Origin of the sequence: Streptantibioticus rubrisoli, assembly GCF_024436055.1 — a bacterium.
GTDB lineage: Bacteria > Actinomycetota > Actinomycetes > Streptomycetales > Streptomycetaceae > Streptantibioticus_A > Streptantibioticus_A rubrisoli.
In genome coordinates this window covers 597,716-622,287 of record NZ_JANFNH010000001.1, presented here as the reverse complement: position 1 = coordinate 622,287, position 24,572 = coordinate 597,716, and the positions used below count along the sequence as shown (strand labels likewise).

General features: G+C 68.5%; 22 protein-coding genes. 9 read left to right on the top strand and 13 right to left on the bottom strand.

What is annotated here, in order from left to right; translation table 11 throughout:
- Window positions 1–30 precede the first annotated feature (30 nt).
- The 6 genes from NON19_RS03020 to NON19_RS02995 form a co-directional block, all read right to left on the bottom strand.
- A complete protein-coding gene (locus NON19_RS03020) occupies window positions 31–1,275 on the bottom strand; it encodes a cation:proton antiporter (protein ID WP_255924952.1) in 1,245 nt (414 codons plus the stop codon).
- 13 nt (window positions 1,276–1,288) lie between these two features.
- On the bottom strand, window positions 1,289–3,031 hold the full coding sequence (locus tag NON19_RS03015; RefSeq protein ID WP_255924951.1) for an NAD(P)/FAD-dependent oxidoreductase: 1,743 nt from the start codon (window positions 3,029–3,031) through the stop codon (window positions 1,289–1,291).
- Between the two features lie 64 nt (window positions 3,032–3,095).
- Window positions 3,096–3,422 (bottom strand): SCP2 sterol-binding domain-containing protein, encoded by a 327-nt coding sequence (locus NON19_RS03010; protein ID WP_255924950.1) that lies wholly within the window; start codon window positions 3,420–3,422, stop codon window positions 3,096–3,098.
- 441 nt (window positions 3,423–3,863) lie between these two features.
- Window positions 3,864–5,792: an Ig domain-containing protein gene (locus NON19_RS33055; RefSeq protein WP_303653209.1), complete on the bottom strand. Its 1,929-nt coding sequence runs from the start codon at window positions 5,790–5,792 to the stop codon at window positions 3,864–3,866.
- Between the two features lie 486 nt (window positions 5,793–6,278).
- Window positions 6,279–6,770: an SRPBCC family protein gene (locus tag NON19_RS03000; RefSeq protein WP_255924949.1), complete on the bottom strand. Its 492-nt coding sequence runs from the start codon at window positions 6,768–6,770 to the stop codon at window positions 6,279–6,281.
- Window positions 6,758–7,657, bottom strand: coding sequence for an RNA polymerase sigma-70 factor (locus NON19_RS02995; RefSeq protein WP_255924948.1), 900 nt, complete (start codon window positions 7,655–7,657; stop codon window positions 6,758–6,760). The genes NON19_RS03000 and NON19_RS02995 overlap by 13 nt, the downstream gene beginning before the upstream one ends.
- A 218-nt stretch (window positions 7,658–7,875) precedes the next feature.
- Here NON19_RS02995 and NON19_RS02990 point away from each other — a divergent pair, with 218 nt between their 5' ends.
- Both NON19_RS02990 and phzG read left to right on the top strand, forming a co-directional pair.
- The gene (locus NON19_RS02990) at window positions 7,876–8,799 is read left to right on the top strand and encodes a Ppx/GppA phosphatase family protein (RefSeq protein ID WP_255924947.1); all 924 of its coding nucleotides are present in this window, start codon (window positions 7,876–7,878) and stop codon (window positions 8,797–8,799) included.
- An 82-nt stretch (window positions 8,800–8,881) separates the two neighbouring features.
- On the top strand, window positions 8,882–9,562 hold the full coding sequence (phzG, locus tag NON19_RS02985; RefSeq protein ID WP_255924946.1) for a phenazine biosynthesis FMN-dependent oxidase PhzG: 681 nt from the start codon (window positions 8,882–8,884) through the stop codon (window positions 9,560–9,562).
- A 13-nt stretch (window positions 9,563–9,575) separates the two neighbouring features.
- Here phzG and NON19_RS02980 read toward each other — a convergent pair whose 3' ends face one another.
- On the bottom strand, window positions 9,576–10,373 hold the full coding sequence (locus NON19_RS02980; protein ID WP_255924945.1) for an endo alpha-1,4 polygalactosaminidase: 798 nt from the start codon (window positions 10,371–10,373) through the stop codon (window positions 9,576–9,578).
- A gap of 291 nt (window positions 10,374–10,664) precedes the next feature.
- On the opposite strand from NON19_RS02980, the gene NON19_RS02975 reads away from it, so the two are divergent.
- Window positions 10,665–10,958 carry a hypothetical protein gene (locus tag NON19_RS02975; protein WP_255924944.1) on the top strand — a complete coding sequence of 98 codons (294 nt, stop codon included), beginning with the start codon at window positions 10,665–10,667 and terminating at the stop codon, window positions 10,956–10,958.
- 205 nt (window positions 10,959–11,163) lie between these two features.
- Window positions 11,164–13,164 carry a transglycosylase domain-containing protein gene (locus NON19_RS02970; RefSeq protein WP_255924943.1) on the top strand — a complete coding sequence of 667 codons (2,001 nt, stop codon included), beginning with the start codon at window positions 11,164–11,166 and terminating at the stop codon, window positions 13,162–13,164.
- Between the two features lie 10 nt (window positions 13,165–13,174).
- On the opposite strand, the gene NON19_RS02965 is transcribed toward NON19_RS02970, so the two are convergent.
- From NON19_RS02965 to NON19_RS02955, 3 genes are all read right to left on the bottom strand, one after another.
- Window positions 13,175–13,876 (bottom strand): flavin reductase family protein, encoded by a 702-nt coding sequence (locus NON19_RS02965; RefSeq protein ID WP_255924942.1) that lies wholly within the window; start codon window positions 13,874–13,876, stop codon window positions 13,175–13,177.
- A 285-nt stretch (window positions 13,877–14,161) separates the two neighbouring features.
- A complete protein-coding gene (locus NON19_RS02960; protein ID WP_255924941.1) occupies window positions 14,162–14,809 on the bottom strand; it encodes a hypothetical protein in 648 nt (215 codons plus the stop codon).
- Between the two features lie 629 nt (window positions 14,810–15,438).
- Window positions 15,439–16,761 (bottom strand): S53 family peptidase, encoded by a 1,323-nt coding sequence (locus NON19_RS02955; RefSeq protein WP_255924940.1) that lies wholly within the window; start codon window positions 16,759–16,761, stop codon window positions 15,439–15,441.
- Between the two features lie 309 nt (window positions 16,762–17,070).
- Between NON19_RS02955 and NON19_RS02950 the strand changes: the two genes are divergently transcribed.
- A complete protein-coding gene (locus tag NON19_RS02950; protein WP_255924939.1) occupies window positions 17,071–17,553 on the top strand; it encodes a peptidase inhibitor family I36 protein in 483 nt (160 codons plus the stop codon).
- A 41-nt stretch (window positions 17,554–17,594) separates the two neighbouring features.
- Here the strand turns inward: NON19_RS02950 and NON19_RS02945 are convergent, their stop codons facing one another.
- The gene (locus tag NON19_RS02945; RefSeq protein WP_255924938.1) at window positions 17,595–18,476 is read right to left on the bottom strand and encodes a LysR family transcriptional regulator; all 882 of its coding nucleotides are present in this window, start codon (window positions 18,474–18,476) and stop codon (window positions 17,595–17,597) included.
- A 76-nt stretch (window positions 18,477–18,552) separates the two neighbouring features.
- On the opposite strand from NON19_RS02945, the gene NON19_RS02940 reads away from it, so the two are divergent.
- Together NON19_RS02940 and NON19_RS02935 are read left to right on the top strand one after the other, a co-directional pair.
- Window positions 18,553–19,272, top strand: coding sequence for a CTP synthase C-terminal region-related (seleno)protein (locus NON19_RS02940; protein ID WP_255924937.1), 720 nt, complete (start codon window positions 18,553–18,555; stop codon window positions 19,270–19,272).
- Between the two features lie 134 nt (window positions 19,273–19,406).
- Window positions 19,407–20,021: a GOLPH3/VPS74 family protein gene (locus tag NON19_RS02935; protein ID WP_255924935.1), complete on the top strand. Its 615-nt coding sequence runs from the start codon at window positions 19,407–19,409 to the stop codon at window positions 20,019–20,021.
- Between the two features lie 81 nt (window positions 20,022–20,102).
- Here NON19_RS02935 and NON19_RS02930 read toward each other — a convergent pair whose 3' ends face one another.
- Window positions 20,103–20,459, bottom strand: a complete 357-nt coding sequence (locus NON19_RS02930; RefSeq protein ID WP_255924934.1) for a YciI family protein — start codon at window positions 20,457–20,459, stop codon at window positions 20,103–20,105.
- 253 nt (window positions 20,460–20,712) lie between these two features.
- Here NON19_RS02930 and NON19_RS02925 point away from each other — a divergent pair, with 253 nt between their 5' ends.
- Together NON19_RS02925 and NON19_RS02920 are read left to right on the top strand one after the other, a co-directional pair.
- Entirely contained in the window at window positions 20,713–21,678 is a 966-nt protein-coding gene (locus NON19_RS02925; protein WP_255924933.1) for an LLM class F420-dependent oxidoreductase, read from the top strand.
- Window positions 21,679–22,075: 397 nt separating this feature from the next.
- Window positions 22,076–24,025, top strand: coding sequence for an N-acetylmuramoyl-L-alanine amidase (locus tag NON19_RS02920; RefSeq protein ID WP_372513975.1), 1,950 nt, complete (start codon window positions 22,076–22,078; stop codon window positions 24,023–24,025).
- A gap of 39 nt (window positions 24,026–24,064) precedes the next feature.
- Here the strand turns inward: NON19_RS02920 and NON19_RS02915 are convergent, their stop codons facing one another.
- The gene (locus tag NON19_RS02915) at window positions 24,065–24,466 is read right to left on the bottom strand and encodes a thiol-disulfide oxidoreductase DCC family protein (RefSeq protein WP_255924931.1); all 402 of its coding nucleotides are present in this window, start codon (window positions 24,464–24,466) and stop codon (window positions 24,065–24,067) included.
- Window positions 24,467–24,572: the final 106 nt, after the last annotated feature.

Here is a 24,572-nt window from a genome sequence, read left to right as displayed (position 1 = left end):
CCATCACGGCGGCGGTGCGAGCCGGTGCCCTCAACCCGCCACCGCCTCCAACGGTTCGCTGTGCTCGGCGACCCCTGGCCCGGCCGACCGCCGCTCGACAAGCCGCAGCAGCGGCGGCGCCATCAGCGTGGTGACCAGGGCCATCAACACCATCACAGTGAACACGGCGGAGCTGATGATGCCGAGCTGGAGACCGACGGAGAGGACGACAAGTTCGGTGAGCCCGCGGGTGTTCATCAGCACCCCGAGGGTGAAGGCGTCCGCCCACCGCTCGCCGACGGCGCGCGCGGTCAGCGCGGTGCCACCCAGCTTCCCCGCGGTGGCGACCGCGATCACCAGGACGACGACACCCCAGACCCCGGCCGTGCGCAGCCCCTCCACATGAGTTGACAGGCCGGTGAGCACGAAGAACACCGGCAGCAGGAGCTGGGTCACGACCATGTCGAGCCGCTCGTGCACCGCGCGCTGCCACTTGGGCCGCCGTGGCATCACGGCACCGGCCATGAACCCGCCGAAGATGACATGGATGCCTGCCCGGTCGGCGAACCAGGCGGCGAGCAGCGCGATCACCAGCGCCAGCCAGACCGGCACATGGTCCAGCCGGGCGAGCAACGGCCGGACCACACCGAGCATGACGCCCACGTACACGACCGCCAGAACCAACGTCCGCAACCCGTCGGCCGCGCCGGTGGCCCGGCTGAGCGCGATGACGAACGTCAGCAGGCACCAGGCCACCACATCGTTGACCGCGGCCGAGACCAGGCTCAGCGTGCCGACCCTGGTGTCGGCCAGCCCGGACTCCTGTAGCAGCCGGGCCAGGACGGGAAAGGCGGTGATCGCCATCGCGGCGCCGATGAACAGGCAGAAGACCACCTCGTTCACCCCGCCCCCGTAACCGGGGTACAGCACAACGGCGAGTCCGACGGCCAGTGCGAGCGGCACCGCGATCGACGCCGCGGCGACGGACGCGAGCCGGGTACCGTGCCCGCGCAGCCGCCCGAAGTCCAGCTCAAGCCCGATCATGAACATGAACAGCACCAGGCCGACCTGGGCCAGCACGCCGAGGGCCGTGACCACGGGGGCGGGGAAGAGGTACCTGCTGGCCGATGGCGCGAGCAAGCCCAACAGGCTGGGTCCGAGCAGGATCCCGGCGATGATCTCGCCGATGACCGGCGGCTGGCCGAACCGGCTGACGAACCTTCCGACGGCCCAGACGACCAGCATGATGACGCCGAGCGCGAGCAGCGTCCAGACCTTGGGGTCAACGGTGTTCATTGCTGACGCTTCGTCAGTTCTGAGCCGTCTTGGTGGCGGGGATCCAGTCGTCGTCGAGGATGCCGGCGGCGCGGTCCTTCTCGTAGACCTCGACGAAGCGCATCAACTCGTCATCGCCGCGCCACCGTTCGACCTGGGCACGCATCGGCTCGTTGCCCTCCTCGGCATCGCCTTCGTCGAGGATCCGCTTGATCAGCTGGCCGGAAATCCGCTCGACCAGGCGCACGTTCTCCTCGAACTGGGCCTCGAACTCCTCGTCGTTCATCTCCGCCACCAGGCCGATGTGGACCCGCTTCATGAAATCGAAGTGGTAGAAGCTGGCGAACGAGTCCTTCAGCTGCGACCGGTCGACGGCGTCCCACTCGCGGAAGAACCGCTGGACGTGGTTGATTGCGGCGTGGAAGCGGGCCAGTCCCCACACCAGTTGCGGATGGTCGACCAGGCGGCGGATCTTGTCGTGGAAGTACAGCAGCGCCGGTACGGCCCAGTAGACGGCCGTGTCCCAGATGACCTTTGACTGCATCACCCGGGCGTTGCCCATCAGCGGGTACTGGTGGGTGTAGATCTTGAACCAGCCCTCGCCGATGGTGAGGTACATCTGGTTGTGGATCGCCGCCAGCTCGGTGATGTCCTCGCCGTCCAGGTCGCGAGTGACCAGGTCGGTGATGAGCCCGTTGCTGATCGAGATCATGTCGAAGCCGGGCGAGTAGAACGGGTCGAGGAACAGCCCCGCCTCTCCGGTCAGCGCCCAGCGGTCGGCGGAGTACACCTGCTCGACGCTGTAGGGGTAGTTCCGCAGCACCTTGAAGTCCTGCAGCTTGTCCTTGTGCTCCTCGACGACACGGGCGCACTGCGGCTCGTGTTCGCGCAGCCAGTCCAGCGCCCGCTCGAAGCGGTTCATCGTGTCGAACGGATGCAGATCGGGGTCGGCGACGATGCCGATGCTGATCGAGTCGGAGGCCAGCCGAATCAGCCAGACCCAGTAGCCGCGGCCCAGCAGGTGATTGGTGGACAGCTCGCGGCGGCCCGACTGGATGCGGCCCTGCCACTGCGGGTCGTCGGACCAGTCGTTGATGTCGATCGGGTGGCCGATCCGGAACCAGACCGCCTCGGCCCGGTGTTCGGAATCCCTGGTCAGCCCGAGCTTGCGCTTGAGCAGCGAGTACCGTCCGGTGGCGTCCAGCGCCCAACGTGTCTCGACCTGCTGCCTGCCGCCGTCCGTACCGACTATCGTGACGCGGTGCGGCTGGTCGGACCGAAGGTCGACATCCTCCACCTTGCCGTACACGAAGCGGACGCCGCGTTCGACCAGGTCGCTGGCGAGGTAGTTCTCCAGCCGTCCTCGGTCGAGCTGGAAGCTGCTGACGTCGTACGGCGGCAGCACCGCGTGCCCGACCTCCGCCCGGCGGGTGATGTCCTCGTTGCCCTCGGCGCTGAAGAACATCCGGATGCCGAACTTGTCGAGCTGCTGCTCCCGCAGGTGTTCCGTCAGGCCCAGGACATCGCGCAGATAGCGGCCACCGATCTCGACCGTCGACTCACCCACCTTGTGGGCCGCTTCGGGAACCGGATGCTGCTGGCGCTCGACCACCAGCATGCTGATGTCCGGCCGTGCCTGCTTGAGCTGGAGGGCCAGCGTCAGACCAGCCGCACCGCCACCCAGGATGACCACGTCATACCGCTCGGGCTGCGACGGGGTCGGCCGCGCGTGACCACCGGCCTCGACGGCGTCCTGCGGCATGGGTCTTCCCTTCATCGTGCCGATCTCCTTTGAAATTCCGGGCGTTGGGCGCAGCGGAGGATGGAAGTTCGCGGCCGGACTAGGCCGTCTGCGGTTCGAAGAGCTCGGAGGACTTCATGGCGAGCATCGTGTCGCCCACGACCTTGAGCCGGCCGGTCATGAACGCCCGCATCGCGTCCTGTCGGCCCTCCGCGATTGCGATCCAGGTCTCGGCGTCGGTGGTGAAGGTGGTGTCTGGCTCCGCGACACCACCAGGAACCAGCCGTCCCTCGCCGTTGACGATCTCGAAGGCCCAGACTCCGGGGTCAGCGTCCGTGATGTGCCACTGGATGGTCTTGGTCAGGCCCGCCGCGGCGGACGGGTTGTAGCAAGCTGGCAGGGCTTCGAAGAACTGGTCGACGTTCATCGCACAACGTTCCTTCTACTGATCCGCCTCCGGGGCCGCGCCACCGGGGGCTACCCACGTGGCCGCGCACAGGCCACGGAACGCGACGTTGGCCGGAATGCCACCCTCGCTGGCTGGATTCCAACCTCCCTCGCGTACCGCCGGACGTTAGCCGCAGCGCGCGGTGGCCAGAACCCCTAAGCAGCCCCTATGCAGCCCTTGCCTTTTCCCGTCGGCCAGACGGTCACCGAACGTGTCACCCAGATTTACGCCAGCCGCCCCATGGGCTGGAGACCCCGGAGGCAGTGGCGGCACTGATCGCCGCATACGTCCAGGGCCTGCCCGGCGGAAACCGACGCGGGAGAGCCACACGGCTCCCGCCTGCTACGCGGTCGGCAGCGTCGGCGCCAGGTGGCCGACGCCGCCGACTGGCAGCCCCATACCTTCAGAGCTGACGAAGCGTCATGCGAGTCGGAACGAGGTGTCGTCCAGCAGGAAGGCGGTGGCGGCGTTCCCCGTCTCGTGCGCGGTGAACTTCACGATCACCGTTGAGCCGAACTCGCTTGCCACGTAAGGCGTCAGGTCGACGCTGACCGGGACGTACCCGGAGGTGGCATCGTGGTTGGACCAGGTGTGCAGCACCGCGATGCGCCTGCCGGAGTACTGGTCGTCGAGTTCGAGGGTGAGGGTGTCCTGCGGCTGCGCCGATGCGTTCGTGGAGTCCACGTGCAACCAGAAGGAGAAGCGGGCCCGCGTGTAGCCGGGGGTCGTCTCGACGGACTGGGAGAGCGTGTCGTCCTGGGTGGCGGTGTGGCCGAGCCAGGCGTACCCCTTGCCGGAGCGGGCGGCGTGCGTGGTGGACTGCGTGATGATCCCGGGGGCGGACTGGGTCCACCAGCCCGGATAGTTGCCCTTGGCGTCCGTGGAAACCTCGAAACCGGGATCGACGATCTGCTCGATGCCCTGGCAGCCGTACTCGGCGCTGTGGAGTATCCCGAGGCGGAAGTGGGTCGCCGCCCGGTTCCCCGCCTTGTCCTGGACCGTCACCGTGACCGTGCGGGTGCCGCGCTGGTCGCTACGGCCGTGGATCAGTCCGGTGCGCGCGTCGATGGACAGACCGCGGGGCAGTCCGGTGGCCGAGTAGCGCAGTGCCTTCGACAGCCGGTCCGTGGCGATGACCGGCACCGACACCGCTCGGTTGACCGGCTCTGTGCGGTCGCACAACGTGCTCACCACCAGCGGACGGTTGGCGATCACCGGATGGGAACCGGAGCAGGTGTGCTGGTCGTTGGACCAAGTCGTCTGGACCGCGAAGGAACCCGTGGCGAGCTGCAGGTTGAACAGCCCGCCCGGCGTTCCCTGTTGGATCCAGGCGCACTTGTCGCCGTTCTCCTGCCCGGCCGCGTCGATCCAGCCGCCGATGGCGTTCTGGTCCGTGATGGTCTCGGCGTACTCGTGGCCGCCCAGGATGCCCCAGCCGTCGAGGCGGCCGCGCGGCCCGGGGTTGATCCAGTTGGTGCCGCAGTACTTGTAGTCGGTGAGGTACGGCATGAGCGTGTACGCCACGGTGCCGTAGCTGGAACGTTCGAAGGTGTGCCAGGCACACCATGTGTTGAGTTCGTGCCAGTGGTCGGGGTCCATGCCCTGGGCGGTGGTGACCACGTACTGCACATTGCGGTTGCTGGCCGGTGTGGTGTTGCCGAAGTGCTTGGCGGCGGCCGCCGCCTCCGCGGCTATCTGCGGCTCGGTGGCTGCCTGCGGCGCGGCGGTGGAGTTGTCCACCCAGATCCCGGCGAGTGCGTTGCCGTGCGGTATGCCGACGTGCGGGGAGTCGGCGTCGCATTTCGTGGAGCCTTTGGCGGTGCTCTCGCAGTACTGGGTCATGACACCACTCCAGGTGTCGTCCTTGGTGCCGAGCCCCTTGAAGAAGGACTGCTGATAGGGCGCCGCGTTGTCCGGGTCGTTGGAGAGCGTGGTGTATCCGGCGGAGTCCTTGCCCGCGGTGCCCCACTGGGAACCCCAGTAGACGATGTAGACCTTGGGAGATCCGGACGTGACACCCACCGAGTCCTGTCCGCCGTGGTAAGTCAGGTCCGGTTGGCCGTTGTTGACCAGGCCCACGGGGTGGGCCGGGTGCTGGGTCGCGGTGGCAGTGGATCTCGCGTTCATCGTGGTGAGGGCATCAGCGGCGGTGTGCGGGCGGGCGGGCTGGACCTGCTCCCAACTGCCGTGGGTGCGCACCCAGCCCGCTGCGGCTGGATGTTGGTCCTCCGCATGGCTCGTGCCGGTGGCGACGGTGGTTCCCGCCAGCGCCAGGGCGAAGGCGATGACTGGGCCGGTCAGCTTTCCCAACGCACGCAGGCGGCCAGGGCGCGAGGGCGGTGCTGTCATGGGGCTCTCCTTCGGGGTGGGTACGAGGACGGGCAGCGTGAGAAGTTGGCGCGGGCACGCGGGCGTCACGCCGTGCGTGCCGGCGTCAGGCGCGGGTGCGGTCGCACGGGCCCGCAGGGACCACATCGATGCGCGGAGAGCGCTCCAACGGGCTGGTGAGCGAGGCCCGGTTCACGTCACAGGCGGAGGTGATGCTCCGTCAGAGCTCTTGCGTACGCTGCCGTTTCGCTGGGCGCTACTCACGTGGGTGCTCCCGAGAAGGGGCGGGCACGCGCGACCGCGTGCATGACCAGAGCATGACAGCGGTACAATTTCACATGTCACGTGGCGTCGCGCCGTCCCGCGAAGTAAAGCTTGCACAAAGGCCGGACTGACGTCAGGGGCGTCATCCGAACCCCCGTCCAGCACCCGGGGCCTGACCAAAGGCACCACCGACACCAGTGACCGGTGCTGCGGCCAGGCCCCGCCGCGAAGTTCCCGGTGGGATCAGGGCTGGTCGGTCACCCTGCCACCAGCGGGTGAGGTGCGGCTGGCCGGGTTACTCGTGAGCACCTGGTCAGCGGCGTCGAGGATCTTTCCGAAGACGTGGGCGATGAGTGGTTTGACGAGCACGCGGGTGATGGCCGCGCCGAAGGGAAGGCGGACCTCGGAGGTGGTCGTCCAGACCACCTCGGTGCCCTCGGCGACTTCGGTGAAGGTCATACGGCCCAACTCATGCCGGGCCGGTGGAAAGCTCCGATCGACGACGTAGTCGAAGTCGTACGGCGGGTTGTAGGCGGTGATCCGTTCGCGGAACCAGCCGATCAGCCATGTGTGCAAACGCACCGCACCGACTCCGTAGGGCGCGCCAAGGCCCGGTCGGGCCAGTCGCGCCTTCAGGACGAACGGGGAGCGGGTGTAGTTGGTGGTCGTGGCGCACCAGTCGAACACATCGGTGATCGGTGCCGCGATGACACGTCGCACTGTCACGGTTTCCATGTCTCGTTCCTTCTCCTGGCCAGGGGGCGCGCGATGACGGCGGCGCCCAACTTGTCGGGGTTGCGTACGGCATACATGCCATGGATGCGGGTGTCGGCGATCTCGAAGATGAGCACGTAGTCGAGCTGGTCGCCCGAGCGGCACAGCACCGCGGGCAAGGCGTTGTAGCTCGCGAGCTCGAACCTGGCTCCCGGCTCACTTGTCCTGGCGACCCCGGCGACGAACCGGGCGACCTGCTCGCGTCCCCTGACCGGGCGGCGGGCCGCGGTGACCCGGCCCCCGCCGTCGGAGATGTGGACCACACCCGGCGCCAGCAGGCCCATCAACGCTGTGACATCGCCGGTGTTGGCCGCCTGCAGGAACCGGCCGACGATCTCCTCCGCCGTCCGCGGGTCGTGCTGGAAGCGCCTGCGCCGTGACCGCACGTGTTCGCGGGCTCGGTGGGCGATCTGACGCACCGTGGCCTCCGGCTTACCGACCACCTCCGCGACTTCATGGTGCAAGTAGCCGAACACCTCGCGCAGCACGAACACCGCGCGTTCATCCGGGCTCAGTGTCTCCAGGACCAGCAGCATCGCGATGGACACCGACTCCGCGAGCACGGCGTCCTCGCTCACATCCGGCCCGGTGCGGATCGGTTCGGGAAGCCAGGGCCCGACGTACTCCTCCCGCCGCCGCCGCGCCGCGCGCAGATGGTTCAGCGCCTGCCGGGTGACGGTACGCACCAGGTAGGCGCGCGGATGCTCGATGTGCTCCCGACTGGCACGGTGCCACCGGATGTAGCTTTCCTGCACCACATCCTCGGCGTCGGCCGCGCTACCAAGAATCTCGTAGGCGATCGTGAACAACAGCGACCGGCACTCAGCGAAGTCCTGCTCCCCGCTCAACGCGCACCCCGCATGTCCATCGCCCTCCTCTGGCCCCGAACTTGATCAACCATGGAGACACCACGCAGCCCGAAACCGTGACGCCGCCGCAGGTGATACGCATCACACCCCAGGCCACCACGCGGGATCGATCGACGCCGCGCGATGACTTCAACACCGCAACCACGAAGTGTGACACCATGGTTACGGAACGCATGCCGGGTCGGGGAGGTGGCTGCATGCGCCAAACAGCGGTACTCGACGTCGGGTGCCACAGCGCTCTTCTCACCGTGGTGCGCTGGCGCCCCGGTTCGGTACTGGACCCCGTCTTCTCCCACAAGGTACGGCTACGGCTGCACGAGGCACTCGACCAGAAGGGGCGCCTGGGCGAGGCGGGGGTTGAGAGTGTGCAGCGGGCGGTGGTTGAGGCGGTGACCGCTGATCCGCGTCCTCGCCCGTCGGATCTCTTCGCCTTCGCCACATCCGTGATCCGGGACGCCCCCAACCGGGACGAAGTCATCGCCGGGATCGCCCGCAAGACAGGCATGTGGCTACGGGTGCTGCCCGGTGAGGAGGAAGCGCGGCTGACTTATGTGGCCGCCCGTACGTGGGCGGGCGGCAGGACAGAACCGATGGTGGTCCTGGACATCGGCGGCGGCACCGTGGAGATGGCCTCAGGCACAGGCGACCAGCCGCGCTTCGTACGCTCGCTGCCGCTGGGAGCCCGCATGATCACCCGGCAATGGCTGCCCGGCGGCTTACTTCCGTCCGGGCGACGCCTGGCCGAGGTACGGCGGTACCTGCGCCAGTGCCTGAACAGGCCCCCGGGCGTACCGCGTGCCGCGCGGGGCGACCGCGTCCTCGCCTGCTCCAAAACCTTCGAACAACTCGCACGGTTCGCCAACCCGCGTCGGCACTCCCACAAGCTGTCACTGCACCAACTGCGTTCGCGCATAACGCTGTTGGGTTCCCCCGGCCCAGACCACCGCATCAGCCTGCCGGGCATCTCACGACACCGCGCCGGGCAGTCTCTGGCGGGGGCACTGGTGGCCGAGAGCCTCATGGAGGCGTGCGGGGTGGAGGACGTGGAGATCTGCCCCTGGTCCACCCGTGAAGGACTACTGCTCGAACGCCTCGGCATGACAGAGGACTCTCGCCCGTAGCGCGGCCCGTCGGCTGACCGCGGCCGAACAGCCTTGCGCCGGGGAGGTAGACCCAGCGGTGGAAGATCGGCATGCTGTGATCATGGTTCAAGCGGACGCCGGTTACGTGGGGGCCCTCATGACAGCGCAGGCACAAGCACTCACCGGCGACACCAGCCTGGTACTGCCGGAGTTCGACGTTCCACCACGCGAACCGCGGGAACTGCTGCGCCAGTGGCTGGAGTCAGCCGTACAACGCGGCGTCCGTGAACCGCATGCGACAGTGCTCGCGACGGCCGACGCGGCAGGGCGGGTCTCCAGCCGGGTCGTGCTCGTGAAGGAGGTGGAGGAGCGCGGGCTGCTGTTCACCAGCTTCCGCGGCAGCCGCAAGGGCCGTGAGCTGGCGGTCTCGCCCTGGGCGTCGATGACTTTCTACTGGCGTGAAACGCTTCAGCAGCTCACGGTGCAGGGGCCGGTCGAGACGCTCACCGAGCAGGAGTCCGACGCCCTTTTCGCGCGCCGTCCGCTCGCCGCACAAGCCACGACCGCGGTCTCGCAACAGAGCCGTCCGCTGGAGAGCGAGGCGGAACTGCGCGGCAGGGCAAAGGCGTTGGTCGAGTCCGGCACCGACATCGCGCGCCCGGCCGAGTGGACCGGCTACCGGCTCGTGCCGCGGTCCGTCGAGTTCTGGTACGGCAGCCCCGACCGGCTGCACCGCCGACTGCGCTACGACCGCGCCGACGCCACCACCAGCGTCTGGACCCACCAGCGACTTCAGCCATGACGAGGAGCCGCCCCTAACACGTCCCGCGGACGTATCCGTTGTCGTGCGGGGCGGTGACTTCCCGGTCCCGCCTTACGATGCTGAGCCGATTGCCGAAGGCCGAGCATGCCTTCCGCAAGCCCTGGTCGGTGTACTCGACCACGACGACGTGGTCGGCGAACGCAGCGGCGTACGTGCCGCATTCGTCGTACTCGGCACACTCTTCGGCGACGGCGAAGTCGAGGTGGGTGCGGGAGCGACTGCTCGCCAGCTCCGCCGTGTTCTTCTGGCCGACGGCCAGACCGCGCGCATGTGCGTGGTCGGCGAGCAGGGTGACGAACGCGACGGCGTCGTTCGCGGTGAGCAGGCCGTCTGATCGGCTGTAGCTGTCGTAGTTGTCGGGCTCGACGGCGTTGAAGCCCTTCGCCGCGCATTCGTCGATCCACCGGTCGATCCTGGCCGCCACGCGGGCGCGTTTGCCGGGGGTGCCGATGTCCAGCAGCGCCTCGTTCCAGTCGCGGTCGATGACCAGCTGGCCGTTCCTGTCGTGCAGCAACAGGTCGGCGGGCCACTGGCCCTGCTCACCCGACTGGGCCTGGAACGCGTTGACGTAGCAGATGTTGTAGACCCCGGTCGCCGGGGAGGCGCTGTGGTCGCGGCTGACGATCGCCACGCCCGGCGGCGGCGAGTAGGACCCGCCGATCTGGTAGTCGAAGCCACCGTGGACGGGAGGCAGTCTCACCTTGGTGGCGTTGGCTGACTCGACCGGCCTGGCCGGTCCGGGGGTGGTCGTACGGTCGGCGCCGCACCCGGAGAGCGTCGCCGCAGCCAAGGCCACGACTGCCAACAAGGCTGCTGGCCAAAGGCGCTGGGTAGGGCCGAGTGTCGCTTGCACTGGATGACGACCTTTCACCCGTAGGGAGCTGTTGCGATGGCGGCTGCGCCGCGGTCACCGGTACGCCGACCATCTTGTCGCAGGCCCTCTCGCGCGGGAGAACGCGAGCTCCGTACTCGCGCGCCAGAGGGCGCGTTCATGCTCGACCGCGCCGTGTGAAGCGCCGACCCGGTACTGGTTTGCGTCCAGGGCCGCTGCCGGATCGTCAAGGCGGCGCTCGACGAGCCCATGTTCGCCCTCCGCACCGGGGCCGAGGAGCCGGTCGAGATCCAGGACCGCGCCCGGCGCTTCCCTGGCGGGCGCTCGTCGAGTGGCGCGCATGAGGACTTCGCGCTCACCGAACTGGCCACGGACCGGCTCATCGCCGACTGGCGTGCCGCCAATCCGCGGCGCACGCTGCGCTGGCCGGGTTTCGGACGAGCCCTGGCGGAGGTCATCCGGCTGTCCTCGCCGACCTCACGGTCCACCACGGCTCGGTGCACCGCTATGCCACCGAACGGCTCAGCGCGACCGAGGAGTTGATCGCCAAGCTACGCGATCGGCTCCTGACGGTGTGACCCATCGACCGGGTGACCTGGGGGTCAACGCCAGCTGACACCCTGGGGGTCGCTGCGTAACGCGCCGCGCGCAACAGGTTTCTTACACAGCCAGGCGACGTAACGTGCGGACTATGCCACTCATGGATTCGGGTCGGGCCGTGTCCAAGGTCCGCCTTGCCTGCCGCTTGATGGGTACGTGCATTCTGGCCGGGGTACTGGCGGCCGGTCTCGCGCTACCCGCGGTCGGCGCCATCGGGGTCAGCGCCAAGGCAGCGACAGAGGACTTCAACGACCTTCCCGACGAGCTCAAAGCACCGCCGCTCGCCCAGGCCACGTCGATCTACGACGCCGACGGCGGTCTGATCGCCACGGTCTACGACCGCGACCGGATTGTGGTGCCGGAGAACCAGATCGCTCCCGTCATGCGCACGGCGCTGATCGACATCGAGGACCACCGCTTCTACCAGCACGGTGCCATCGACGTGAAGGGCGTTCTGCGCGCGCTCAACACCAACGCGGCCAGTGGTGGTGTCGTGCAGGGTGCCTCCACCCTGACCCAGCAGTACGTCAAGAACGTCTTCGTCGACGAGGCGGGCGACGACAAGCGGGCCGTACTGCGGGCGCAGCGGCAGACCCTCGGCCGCAAGGTCCAGGAGCTGCGCTACGCCATCAAGGTCGAGCAGACCCTCAGCAAGGACCAGATCCTCACCAACTACCTCAACATCACCTACTTCGGCGAACAGGCCTACGGGATCGAAGCGGCAGCCGAACGGTACTTCAGCGTCCACGCCAAGGACCTGTCGCTGACACAGGCCGCACTGCTCGCCGGGCTGGTCCAGTCACCGTCGTCCTACGACCCGACCGTGCACCCCGCACTGGCCAAGCAGCGCCGCGACACCGTGCTGCGCAAGATGGCCCAGTACGGGAGCATCACCTCCGCCCAGGCCCGGCGGGCGATCCGCACCCCGATCCAGCTCAAGGTCAGTACACCCCGGCAGGGTTGCATCACCGCACAACAGGGTGAGGGGTTCTTCTGCGACTACGTACGCCGGATCGTGCTGACTGACCCGGCGTTCGGCAGGTCCGCCGCCCAGCGCCAAGCGCTCTGGCAGCACGGGGGACTGCGGATCCACACCACACTGGATCCCAAGGCCCAGCAGGCACTTGAGCAGTCCGTCACCTCGCACGTCTACCCCACCGACCAGGCCGCCACCGCCATGACCCTGGTGCGGCCCGGCACCGGCGCGATCGTCGCCATGGGGCAGAGCCGTGACTATGGAGTCGGCCCGAACCAGACGGAGATCAACCTCAACGTCAGCGCCAACATGGGTGGTGGCGTTGGCTTCCCGACCGGATCGACGTTCAAACCGATCGTCGCGGCAGCCGCGTTGGAGGACGGTCTCCAGCCGTCCCAGCGGTATCCGTCCCCCTACTCCATGCCCTGGCCTGACATGACCGACTGTGCCGGACACGACTATCCGCAAAGCGGCGAGGTGCACAACGACAGCACATCACTGGTCGGTCCGTTCGCCATGCCCGCCGCGATGGCGCAGTCGGTCAACACCTACTTCGCCCAGCTCGAGGCCGACACCGGCCTGTGCAACGTCGCCGGCATGGCCAGCAAACTCGGCATCACCCACCAGGCCAACGGCGCGGCGCTGCAGGTCGTGCCCTCTTTCACCCTGGGCAGCAACGACCTCACCCCGCTGGAGATGGCGAACGTCTACGCGACGTTCGCCAACCACGGTGTCTACTGCTCACCGGTCGCCATCACCTCGGTGACCACGGCCGACCACCGCGATCTCGCGGTGCCAGGGACCAACTGCACGCGGGTGATGTCGGCACAGACCGCCGACACCATCACCACCATGCTCAAGGGCGTGGTCCAGGACGGCACCGGCAAACCCGCCGGGCTCACCGATCGCGACGACGCGGGCAAGACCGGCACCACCGATGCCAGCAAGCAGGTCTGGTTCGTCGGCTACACACCGCAGTTGTCGGGTGCGACGGTGGTCAGCGACACCAGCGACACCCAGGACCTGGACGGCCAGAGCATCGGCGGCGACATCATCGACCAGGCGTTCGGCGGCACCCTCGCGGGTCCCATCTGGCGCGACGCGATGGAAGGAGCACTGGCCGGGGCCCCTGCCGGGCACTTCTCGCTGGTGCGACTCCCGCAGGGCGGTTGAGGCTCGCGGGCTAACGCAGGGCGCCCCTCACCGGGGCCATACGCGCGCGCTCGGTGTCGGGGCTGCGGTAGAGCTCCTCGTCGATCTGGGCGAGCGTGGACGGGTGCACCTGCGGGCCGACGCCGTAGAACTTCTGGAAGCTCATGATGAGCGGCCGCCACTTGTCGGGGTCGATGCGGTCAGCTGTACCGTCCATCGCTATGTCCGGGTGCACATGGACCTTCTGCACCCGCACCTCCATGGTGACGATCTGGCCGTGCAGCCGCTCGTCGTCCGCCGCCAACGGGTGCACGGCCTCCAGCACCGCCTCCAGATGCACGGGACACTCAAGGGCGCGCGGTGGCCCGACTGTCGCGGACGCCACGGGTGACAGTCCAGCGGTGCCGAACTTGTCCCGCTCATGGCGGTAGCCCCTACGTCGCTTGGCCGGGGAAACCGGGTCGGCGCCGGTGGTGCGCGCCAGGCGGTCGACGGCCACGGCCTGGGCAACGGACGGCAGGTTGAGTACGCACTCACCGGTCCGCCGCAGGTTCTGTACGGTCTGCGAGCTCGTCGCCATGCCCAGGATCGCGCGCCAGCCCAGCCAGAACACCGAGGACATGGGGGCGAGATTGGGGGTCCGGTCGGGGTTGAGCGTGCTGATGAGGACGACCGGCGTTCCGAAGTACAAGATCGCCGGTTCCATCTCGCGGTGCGGTACGGCGGGGCTCACGCGTGGGGCTCGCTTCCAGTGGTGTGTTGACTGCTACCACTGGCCACCCTGCCGCGTTGGGGTGATCAGCGCTGGCGGTGATCGGACATGGCGTTGCCGGTACGTCGTGGTGCGTCCGAAGTCGCCAGACGGGTGTGGGAGTTCGGCCGCCTTCGTTCCGACAGGGCGACATGGGATACGGCACGACCATGCCGCCCTGTCCATCACCGGCTCAAAGCCATCACCGGCCGCGATGGCCAGTGCCCTCGCGCCACACCCTGCGATGGCGTGTGTCGCTGGAGGTCGTCAGCCCTTGGCGATCTGGTACAGCCCGCGGCCCGCGCGCTGCACACGGGACGCGGCCGCCAGCCGCTCCAGCGCGGTGCGCACCGAGTTGACGCTGCCCGAGGTGTTCTCCCGGCCCAGGGCCTCGTTGACCTCACCGGCCCGCAGCGGACCGTCGGCCTCGCCCAGGCAGGTCACGATGCTCTCGCTCAATCCGCGGGTGCGCTTGCTGGCCGGAGCCTTCTTGGCGGCCGGAGCGGTTTTAACCGCCTTCACCGCCTTCTTCCGGGCCCGCCCGGCGGCCCGCCGTGCCTTGGTGGGAGCGCTGGCCTTCTTGGCCTTGGCCGGGGCTTGTTCGGCGGCCTCGACGGTCTGCTCCTGGGCCTGCCGCGGCGCGGGCACCGAGACCTCTCGCGGCTCTTCCTCCACTGCCGTGACCTGCGCCTCCACGGCTGCCTTCTGCAAGTCAGCGGTCACTTCAGGCACCGGTGCGGCGGAAGCCAACGTCTGGAGGCTGCGCAGCGCTTCGCGGACCGCCGTCTCCCTTTCGGTGACCGCCGTCAGTTGCTTCTCCAGCGTCTGGTGCTGTTCCTGCAACCGGGGAAGCTCGGCCTGCAGCAACGAGATCGTGGTTTCAATACCGTCATGTGTGTCGAAGGTGGCTGCCACCGTTGTGTTCCTCATTCGTTCGTAGCGGTTGTCAACGCGGGTCCGCGCCGTCCACGGCGGGAACCCGTGCCCCCCTTCGCGTGCACTCGTTCATGGCGCCTTGTCCACACAGGCAGGGCCACGACCGCGCACCCACTGGCGGACACCTTACGGCGGTTTACCACACTTCGCGTACACAGCGGCCTGCCGCGCACCCGAAGTTCCTCACCGCCGCCAGCAATGTCCCACTCCCGGACGGGACTTCGGCGCGGGAACGGAGTGGGGCGTGGCCCACACCACACGGACGGCAACTGGCCACGCTCCAGCCCCAGTTCCGCGCCGTAGTGCAACGGCCGGGCTGTGCGCGCATCATGCCTGCTGGAACGCATCAACACAAGGTTGATGGCCGAGGTCATGCCACGTAGCCGTCCGGATCCGCCAACGCACGGCGGATGTGGACGGCTTCGACGAGGCCCAGGCGACCGGCCTGCGCACACCGTTCGTACGGGGGACGACGACCGCACGCGGCTGTCACCCGAGGCTGTCGGTTCGTTGTGGAACAGCGACCTCTGCTGGGATGAACGGGACAACCCTCTGGTTGACGTGCTGGTTCGCGGGCGTCGGCCAGGAAGGCAGCGGCAGCGGCGCGATCAACGTGCCGACTGTCGGGCCAAAGCGCCCACCAGCAAGTCGGCGTCGACCGTGCCGAGACCGGTCGCCTGGTCGTATCCGGGTCCGGCGGAGAAGCCGCTGGTACCGGTGCGACCGGTGGTCACGTCCACGATGCCGCTCCCGCGGTGGCCGTAGAGCCGGTACAGGAGCCCGTCGATGACACCGAGGCGGTGCCCGGCGGCCTGGTCGGCCAACGCCACGATCCCAGCGAACAGCGGCGACGCCTCACTCGTGCCGTTGCCGCCCGCGGTCCAGCCGACCCGGGCCGGGTCATAGCTGGAGTACAGCCACAGGGCGCCGTTGGGGGATGCGGCCATGCTGATGTCGGGAGTGCCGCGGTGTGCGCCGACGACCTTGCGCACGGGGTTCTGGTAGGAGGGCCGGTCGAAGACCTTTGAGTGGTCTCCGCCGCTGCCTGCCCAGGCACTGTCGGGCGCGAGGCGTTTGCCTGCGTCGTCCAGGTGGAGTTCGGTGCCACCGATGGCGGTGACCAGCGGGTCGCCCGCGGGCCAGGCGGCGTCCAGCCGGTTGGCGTGCCCGCCGCCGTCGCCGGAGCTGGCGGTGAGGGTGACGCCGTGCCGGGCCGCGTTGGCGAAGGCGTACCGCAGCGTGGTCAAACTGGTGTAGTCGCCCTGGGCGAAGCCGGGGAACTCCGCTTCGCTGGTGGCCCAACTCATCGAGACCACATCGCCCTTGCCTTCGTTGACGAGATGGTTGATCGCGCTCATCATCTCCGGTACTCCGACGGGGCCTTCGGTCTCCGCGACGGCGGTCTCCACGAGCACGATGCGCGCGCCGGGCGCGATGGTGTGGGCGGCCTCGATGTCCAACGTCGTCTCGTCCGCCCAGCCGTTCTGGTCGGGGTCCTTGGGGTTGAACGGCGGTACGTTGCCCCACTTGACCACGTCCACCGCGGTGTGCGGCAGTCCCCACTGCCGGTCGAAGACATCCAGGTCGTGCTGGCAGGTGGGCGAACCGAACGAGTCAACGATGACGATGGTGCGCCCCTCGCCGGTGATTCCCCTGGCGAAGAGCGGCGCCAAGTCGTACGCGGCGCGATACTGCAATGGCGAGTAGCAACCGCGGCCGATCCGCTTTCGGCACTCGCTGGTACTCACCGGAGCGGCGAACACCGGGTCCGCCTGCCGTGCGCGCTGCGGCTCGGTCCGCGAGGTCGATAAGGCGCGCGCGGAGCCGGTGGACCCGGTCGCCGACGTGCCCAGGGCAGGCGCGAAGGCCAGCGCTGTGGAGAGGGCGGCACAGGCGAGCAGCCTACGACGCCGTCGGAAAGCCAGGTTCATGACAGTCCCCTCCCATGTGAGAACACCCGGATTCAGCGCGCACCATGGCACCACAACACGCCGCCTGCCACGCACGGTAAATCCCGTCATCTTTACTCCCCAGAAACACTCCAAGGGAGTAACGGCAACGGGGACGGCCCCGCCGTGTGCGGCGGGGCCGTCGTGGGGCTGCCACCGAACGCATCCCCCGATTGGACGAGTGTTCCTCGCCGCCGGGAAGTTCCTCGGCGAGAGTTGGAGCGGGGCGGAAGGGCCACCCGGCCATTCGTGAGTGCTTCAGCGAAGTCACCAACATCCCAGGAGCTCGCCATGCCCGTGCAGTGCGTCCAGACCGCTGGCCGGGACACCTGTCCTGAGGGCTACTACGCCCTCTACGAGCACGCGAACTACAACGCACCCTGCCCCGACGGGGCCGGTCCAACGGTGGGGCAGACGGTCATCGCCAACGAGTCCGTCGCCTCGCTCAACAGCTACGACTGGCACGCCGGATTGACCACCTCGGTGGTCAACAGAACCAAGATGCACCTGGAGTTGTTCATCGACTGCGCGTTCCGCGGCAGGTCGATGATCGTGACACCGGGCCAGTACATCGATCGGCTACCACCGTCGTTCGACAACGCGATCTCCTCAGCCCGCCTGGTCGCCGCAGGCATCCACGAGGCAGTCCTCGTGGATGCAAACGGCACCGTCACCGAACACGTCCCAGTCGGCGAAGGGATCGTACGCCGCGGCGGCCTCGTCTTCGGCGGTGCGGCGGGCGGCCAGGGCAGCGCGCAGGGCGTCCGGCCGTAGCCCGGTGCCGAGGACCTGGCGCCGGGCTGGTGTTGGGGCGGTCAGCCGTTCAAAGCGGCAACCAGAGCGCGGACGGCGGAGGTTGGAGTTCGCGGGTGGACAACTTCCGTACGGTGCACCAGTCTCGGTGCCCCGATGCGAACCGCGGCCGTGCCCGGGAGGCCGGTGGTTGACGGTAGGGGGAGGGCGGCGAGGCCGTGGCCGCTTGCCACCAGTGCCGCGAGGCCTCGTATGTCGGTGCCGTCGTAGGTGACGTGGGGAGCGAAGCCGTCCGAGCGGGCGACGGCACGGAGTTGGCCGAGAGGGACGGCCAACTCGGGAGCGTCGAGCCAGTGCGCGTCCGCGAGGTCCGGTAGGCGCAGTGAACGGCGCCGGGCCAGTGGATGGTCGGCGGGCAGCAGGAGTGCGAGAGGTTCCTCGGCAACCGCGAGGGTGGTCATCGGGCCCGCGTCCGGCAGCGGCAGCGGATCGCTGGGAGCGGCGACGCCATCCACCAGGGCCACGTCGGCCGCGCCGGTCAGTACCTCCCGCACCGCATCGTCCCGGCCACGGACCCGCACGGCCACCGCAAGCGCCGGAGTGGTCGCGCGCACATGGGCCAGCGCCTTGGTGAGTGCGGGGGTGAGCGTGGCGGGAGCGCATGCGACGGTCAGCCGTGCTGGCCGCACCTGCTGGAGTCGGGCGATGTCCGCACGGGCCGCGTCCAGGCGCAGCAGCAACGGCCGGGCGTGTTCCATCAGCCGCTCACCCGCGACCGTCGGCCCGACCGGTCGCCGTTCCACGAGTTGGGTGCCGAGATCGGATTCGAGGGCCGCGATGTGCTGCGAGACGGCCGACTGCGTATAGCCGAGGCCCTGAGCCGCGGCGGAGAACGAACGGTGCTCGATGACCGCGACGAAGGTACGGAGGAGATGTGGGTCCACGGGCATCAGTATCGCTAATGGATGATGCATGAATCATCGTTGGACGTGATGGGCCGTTGCCGCCGACGATGGGTCCATGACGCACACCGCACGTATCGCCCTGGTCGGCGACCGCTCTCCCCAAGTCCGTTCCCACGCCCGTATCCCCGCACTGCTGGACGCCCTGCGCGACCGCGACGGCCTGGACCTCGACGCCTACTGGATCCCGACCGAGGAGGCCGAAACGGCCGAGTCCGGCGGAGTCGAGGGCTTCGACGCCGTGTGGGTCCTGCCGGGCAGCCCGTACCGCAGCGAGGCGGGCGTGCTCGCGGCCATCGGTACGGCACGCAAGAAGGGCATCCCCTTCCTCGGTACCTGTGGTGGCTTCCAACACGCATTGCTTGAGTACGCCCGCGATGTCTGCGGTCTCGGCGAGGTCGTACACGCCGAGAACACGGCGCGGTCCAGCACCGAGGAGGCGCTGATCGTCCCACTCGCCTGCTCCCTGGTCGGCCATGAGGCGGCGGTCCTGGTCACCCCCGGCTCGCAGGCAGGCCAACTGATAGGCACCGAACGGACCTTGGAACGCTACCACTGCAACTACGGCCCCAACCCGCGGTACTTGGACACGCTGCGCCGTCACGGCCTGCGCTTCACCGGCACCGACGAGGCAGGCGACGTCCGGATCGCCGAACTCCCCGAGCACCCGTTCTTCCTGGCCACCTTGTTCCAGCCGGAACTGCACGGCGACGGCACCCGCCCGCATCCCATCATCAGGGGCCTGGCATCGGCAGCCGTACGGCAGGCGGCGGCCTGACCTACCCGGTGGCCTGCCGGTTGGCGGGCAGTCGCTCGTCACTGGCAGGCCAGGGCTCCTGGAGCGACAATGGCCGGGCAGGCTGGCTTGCTGGTTCTCCCGGCGCCCGCGGCGCCCGTCAGGTGGAGACGTTCATGACCACACCCCGGGACCTGTTCATCGTTTCCATGGACATCGCATCCGATCGCCCGGTGGAAAGGGGCGATCTGTCGCTCGCACTCGCCGGGGCCGAAGTGATCGACCTGCTGGCGGCACAGGCCGTCAGCCTGGACGGCGACCGCATCGTGCCGCTCTACCAGCCGACGTTCACCGATCGCCTGCTGGAACAGGCAGCGTCGTCGCTGGTACGGGACGCACCGTATGAGTCGGTCAGTGACTGGCTGTGGCGCAGGGGTCGCGATCTGTCCTCGGCCTATCTGGCTGACTTCGAGGCGGAAGGTCAGATCACCCGGCAACGGCGCCACCGCTGGCTGCTCGTCCAGTCCACCCGGCTGACGCTGGTCGACTCGCCTGCCCGCCGCCGGGCGGATGACCGCTGGGCGTCGGACGAGCCGGTCCTCGTCGCACTCGCTGCGGCGATCGGAGTCCACGGCGAGGCCAGCGCGGACTCCCCCGGTGTCACCGACGAGTCAGTGCTCACGGTGCTCGACGCGGTGGACGACGCGCTGCAGGAACTGGCGACGGAGCGGCAACGTCGGGTAAGCAGGCTTGAGAAGGCGGCCCAGGACAACCGCCAGCGGGGGTGGTGAGGCCAGCGCGGCGGATGACATCAGCCGCCTCGACGGCGCCACGCCGGGTGGCACCGTCGAGGCGAAGGCAAACACCGCGGGTCAGCGCTCGGCGATCTCGCGGAGCTCCGCGGTGACCGTCATCTGCTCGTCGTGCGCCTCCAGGAACCGCCTGGTCCACTCCAGGGCCTCGGCCTTGTCCTTCACCTGAAGGATGGCGTAGCCGCCGACGACCTCCTTGCTCTCGGTGAAGGGACCGTCAGTGCTGTTGATGCGGCCACCGGACCAGGTCAGGCGGGTGGCCTCGGAGGTAGGGGTGAGCCCGGCGGTGTCCAGCATCACCCCGGCCTTGGTGATCTCCTCCAGCAGTGCGCCCATGCGCTCACCGAACTCGGGGGTGGCGCTGTTGATGGGGTGGTTCTGCTCGTCGATACGGATCAGTGACAGATACCGCGGCATGGTGGCTCCTCAGTCGGAAGGGCGGTGACTTCTTCCCCGCCTCTCACCCTTGCGTCGAACGGGAGGGGTCCGGATCGACAGCTTCCCGAAAAAATCTTCCGGGGATCCTTCCGGGGCGGTTCGGCTCGCTGGCGCTCCGTGCGGGGCGGGCGGTCACGATGGCCGGTGCCTGCTCCTGAGCTGATCGTGTCACGCCCCCCGGCGAACGATCGGACACACGTTAGTCGCGGAATCGATCGGGAAAGCGTGCCATATGGTGCAGATCGGTTACACGATGATGACAGAGCAAGCGGGTCCCCGGGAACTGGTGGACCATGTGGTCCGGGCGGAGCAGGCGGGCTTTGACTTCTCGGTCATCTCAGACCACTACTTCCCATGGCTGGACTCCCAGGGCCACGCCCCCTACGCCTGGAGTGTGCTCGGCGCGGCTGCGCAGGCCACCGAACGGATCCCGTTGATGACCTATGTGACCTGCCCGACGCTGCGCTACCATCCCGCTGTCGTGGCGCAGAAGGCGGCGACCGTGCAGTTGCTGTCCGAGGGCCGGTTCCGGCTCGGCCTCGGTTCGGGAGAGAACCTCAACGAGCATGTCATCGGCGGTGGTTGGCCATCCGCCGCCGTCCGACAGGACATGCTGGCCGAGGCCGTACACATCATCCGTGCCCTCTTCGCGGGCGGATACGTCAACCACCGCGGCGAACACTTCGACGTCGAGTCCGCCAAGCTGTGGGACCTGCCCGAACAGCCGCCGCCGATCGGCATCGCGGTCTCCGGCCCCCGCTCCTGCGAACTCGCCGGAGAACTCGCCGACCTGGTGATCGCCGTCGAACCGAAGGCAGAGCTGCTCACCGCCTTCGACGGGCACGGCGGCACCGGCAAACCACGGGTCGGGCAACTACCGATCTGCTACGACCCGGACCGTCCAGCCGCCGTACACCGCGCGCATGACCAGTTCCGCTGGTTCGGCGGTGGCTGGAAGGTCAACGCCGAACTCCCGGGCCCCGCGGCCTTCGCCGCCGCCAACGCCCATGTGCGACCGGAAGACGTGGCCTCGGCCATCCCGTGCGGAGCCGACGTGGACGAGTTCGTGCAGGCGGTACGGCCCTACGTGGACGCCGGATTCACGGAGGTCGCCCTGGTCCAGATCGGCGGGGACAGTCAACTGCCCTTCTTCGACTGGGCGGAGAAGGAACTGCTGCCTGCCCTACGGCAGTTGTAGCCCACCACTCTGCCGTACCCGCAAGCGCTCCTCCTCTCACCGCGACCGCGCCGCTGACATCGCCCGGTCGTCAACGGCAACCCGCTGCAAGAGCTGGGCGCCCTGCGCCGGATCCAGCACGTCTTCGCGGCCGGACAGCTCGTCACGACGGTTCCGACGTGTGCGCCGGTTTCGTGAGACAGCGCTGACGGGTCGCATCGAAAGCAGTACTCAACGCCCTTTTGATGTCGCGGTGGTTGCCAGGCGGCCCTCCTGGTGGCATTGATGAAGTGGTGACATGGCGTCAAGCTGGTGGCGGCCACCCGGGCGGTGGCGGTGAGGAGGAGGTGAGCAGTCACCCGACGGGCGCCCGCGGCGCCGTGCCGCGATTACCACTACTCCATCGAAGGGCCGCGCTTTGAGTGGGCGAAGATCACGGCGATGGGCATCGGCGATCGCCATCTGCACCGCGCTGCCACTGTCAGGTCTGGTCTGCCTCCCGCCACAGGCGACGGCCCAGCCGAGCAGCGGCGCCACGGCAACCGGCAGGCAGCGGGATTTCGCCGCCGCCGCTGCCGAATTCCACGTACCGTTGCCCGTCCTGCTCGGTGTCTCCTACCGGGAGTCGCTGTGGGAGGGCCATGCCGGGCAGTACAGCACCATGGGTGGGTACGGTCCGATGAACCTCACGGATGTAACAGCCAGCATGATGGCCAGCGGCCAGTCGGGAGCCGCCGGTCGTGGCGACCTCGCCACGCTGGCCGACGATCCGGCCCTGCACACCCTCACGGCCGCCGCGGAACTGACCAAGGCACCCGCAGCGCAGTTGCGCACCGACGATCGCCAGAACATCCGTGGCGGCGCCGCCCTGTTGGCCTCGTACGAGAAGGCGCTCACCGGGGCCACCCCGGCCGACCCCGCCCAGTGGTACGGGGCGGTCGCACGGTACCTCCACTCACCGGACACGAACGCGTCCAAGCGGTTCGCCGACGATGTGTACGCGACCCTCCGCACCGGCGCCCAGCGCACCACGGCGGACGGCCAGCAGATGCGGCTTCGCGCCACCTCCGGGCAACCGGCCACCGGCCAGCTGGCGCGCCTGCACCTGCGGGCTTCCGCCACGCCGCCGACCGACTGCCCCGCCGAGCTGGACTGCCAGTTCATCCCGGCCGCGACAACGAACTACCAGCCCGCCAACCGGACCTCGGACGGACTGCGCGTCCAGTACATCGTCATCCATGACACCGAGACCACCTACCAGCAGGCCATCGACGCCTTCCAGAACCCCGCCAACGGTGCGGCGGCGAACTACGTCATGCGTGCCTTTGACGGTGCGGTGACCCAGATGGTGCCCACCAAGGACCTGGCGTTCCACGCGGGCAACTACTGGTTCAACATGCACTCGGTGGGCATCGAGCACGAGGGCTTCGCCGCACACGGCGCCACCTGGTACACGCCGGAGCAGTACCAGGCGACAGCGGACCTGGTGCGCTATCTGGCCGCGAAGTACGACATCCCGCTGGACCGCCAGCACATCATCGGCCATGACAACGTGCCGGGCCCGGTGGACGGTCACGTGGCGGGCATGCACTGGGATCCGGGACCCTACTGGGACTGGGCGTACTTCATGCGGCTGGTCGGCTCGCCCGTTGACTGGGGACCGCGCGGAGTCGGTCCGGTGGGTTCGGTCGTGACGATCACTCCCAGCTTCGACCACAACATCCAGACGGTAACGGTCTGCCCGGCCGATGACGGCTCCGGCGCCACCACGACCTGCACCGATCAAACCCAGGCGTCGAACTTCCTGTACGTTCACACCCAACCCAGCGCCGACTCGCCGCTCGTCACCGACCCCTACCTCCATCCCACCACCGGTTCCATCGGCACCACGGAGATCGACGACTGGGGTGACACCGTCTCCACCGGCCAGCAGTTCGTCGTCGCCGGACGCCGCGGTGCCTGGACGGCGATCTGGTTCAGCGGCCGGAAGGCCTGGTTCTACAACCCCAACGGGCGCAACACCACTCGCGCCTGCGACGTCACGGTGATCACTCCGGCCGGTGCGGCGTCCACGGTCGGCGTCTACGGTGAAGGCTACCCGCAGCCGTCCGAATACCCGCCGGGGCTCAATCCGTCGACCGAAAAGCCGCTCAGCTCCTACCCGTTGCCCGCTGGACAGGCCTACGTGGCCACCGCTCCCCCAGCGAACGCCGATGACTTCTTCGCCAAGAACCCGCCGGACACGGTCGTGACCGGCTCCGAGCAGTTCTACACGATCCAGTACAACCACCGCGTGGCCCTGGTGAACGCCGCGGACGTCACGGCGGACGACCCGTGGTTCCCGAGGCACCAACACGCCGGAGGCTGAGGCCGACAGGCCGGGGGCTTGGCGCTGGACCGGCCGAGGTCAGGTTCGGCCAGCGGCTCCCGGTCTTTGGTCGGCAGGCAGAGCGCAGGCTGCCGTACCGCCGGGCATCCGGTCCCTGTTGTCGGCGATGATCCGGTAGACGCCGTGCGCGACCCAGCGAATCGGAGGCAGCCTGAGCACGGCCCCCAGAACGGCCCAGCCACCGCGCGCGCTGAGCAGGAGTTTCGCGACGGCCTGCGCACCGCCGTACACCGTTCCGTGAGGAGTGATCCACAGCAGTTCGCGCTCGGCCCGGCTCTGTGTGACCCCGAGGGCGTCAAGCTCCGCGAACTGCCACGGCGTTATGCCGCAGGAGGGACGAATCCGCCTCTCAGCGAAGGTGACAGAGCTCGTACAGAATCCGCAGTCACCGTCGTAGACAAGTACAGGTTGGGTCCGCATGGTTCCATGATGCCGTGCTCAGCCCTGTCGGTTTCTGCGAGCCGGTGTCGCGGCGAACGGCATCTGGTTCCCCGCCTGCCAAGCGCTGGACTCCAACCGGCGGCAT